At 65.5% G+C, this 1215-nt stretch carries 2 protein-coding genes; both read left to right on the top strand.

Annotated elements, in window-relative coordinates; genetic code table 11:
• Nucleotides 1-64: 64 nt before the first annotated feature.
• The gene (locus tag ABZ721_RS40930) at nucleotides 65-676 is read left to right on the top strand and encodes a helix-turn-helix domain-containing protein (RefSeq protein WP_358793923.1); all 612 of its coding nucleotides are present in this window, start codon (nucleotides 65-67) and stop codon (nucleotides 674-676) included.
• Nucleotides 562-1200: an IS630 family transposase gene (locus ABZ721_RS40925; protein ID WP_358793924.1), complete on the top strand. Its 639-nt coding sequence runs from the start codon at nucleotides 562-564 to the stop codon at nucleotides 1198-1200. Before ABZ721_RS40930 ends, ABZ721_RS40925 begins: the two co-directional genes overlap by 115 nt.
• The last annotated feature ends 15 nt before the right edge of the window (nucleotides 1201-1215 follow it).

The following is a 1215-nucleotide window of genomic DNA, read 5'->3' as shown; positions in this document are numbered from 1 at the left end:
CCCTAGTGCTGCATTCCTCAACTTATGGGTATAAATGGCGGGTTGAGGAGTGCGCTGGGGGTGGATGGTGCCGACATTATTGCGGGCTCGGCCTGCTTCGGGTCCGGATGAGGCGTTGATGATCGACCGGCTGACGAGAGCTCGGAAGGCACCGGCTGACCTGGTGCTCAGAGCACAGATCATTGTTCTGAGCTGGGACGGTCTGCGGGTGGCGGCGATCGCCGTGGAGCTGGGGTGTCATGCGAAGACGGTGCGGTGGTGGCTGCACCGTTTCAATGAGCTGGGGGTGGAAGGGCTGGAGGACCGGCCGGTCGCGGGCCGACCGCGCCGGATTACCGAGGCCGAGAGGTCCCGGATCATCGCACTGGTCAGACAGGAGCCACCGGGACGCCTGACCAGGCACGAGGACGGCGAACTGGCGGCACAGGACGAGTCAGGGGCACCGCAGTGGACACTCGACACCCTGGCGGAGGCGGCCCGCCGCGGCGGCATCGAAGTGGGCCGGTCCCAGGTCCGCAGAATCCTGGTGGCCGAAGGCGTCCGATGGCGCCGCACCCGTACCTGGATCCGGTCGAAGGACCAGGATTTCGAGGGAAAAGGACGCGGGTCGTCGGCCTCTACACCTGCCCGCCCGCCGACGCGACGGTCATCTGCGTCGACGAGCTCGGACCGGTAATCCCGCGCACCTTCCCGCCGGCGCCGGGCTGGTCGCCGGACGGACATCGCATCAAAGCAGAGCTCGACTACGGCCGCGGACCGGAGAAAACCTGGGTCTACGGCGGCCTCCGCGTCCGCGACGGACAGCAGGTCACCATGACCGCCCCGTCTCGCAATAGTGCCTTCTACCAGCAGTTCCTCCAACGCCTCGAGGAAGCCAACCCTGCGGGCGACATCTATGTGGTGACCGACAACCTGTCCTCGCACAACAGCCTCTCGACCCGAACCTGGCTCGAGGACCACCCCCGTATCCGCCACGTCTTCATACCCGTCAGCGCTTGCTGGCTCAACCTCCAAGAAGGCTGGTGGCGCATCTTCCGCAAAGCCGCACTCGCTGGCCAAAGTTTCGCCGGACCCGACGAAATCACGCACGCCACCGAACTCGCGACATTCCAACTCAACGCCCGCGCCGGACCCTGGATCTGGGGCCGTCCCACACCACCCACCCGACACCTCCGCAGACGATATGTCTACTGCATATAAGGAATTCAGCACTAG

Origin of the sequence: Streptomyces sp. NPDC006733 (genome assembly GCF_040636125.1) — a bacterium.
In the GTDB taxonomy this organism is placed as follows: Bacteria; Actinomycetota; Actinomycetes; order Streptomycetales; family Streptomycetaceae; genus Actinacidiphila.
Note: the sequence above shows the minus strand (reverse complement) of the source record. Positions and strands in the feature narration are given on the sequence as shown.

Bases quoted from the DNA above. Each gene is read 5' to 3' on its own strand.
- ABZ721_RS40930 (WP_358793923.1), top strand. From the start codon at position 65: ATGGTGCCGACATTATTGCGGGCTCGGCCTGCTTCGGGTCCGGATGAG.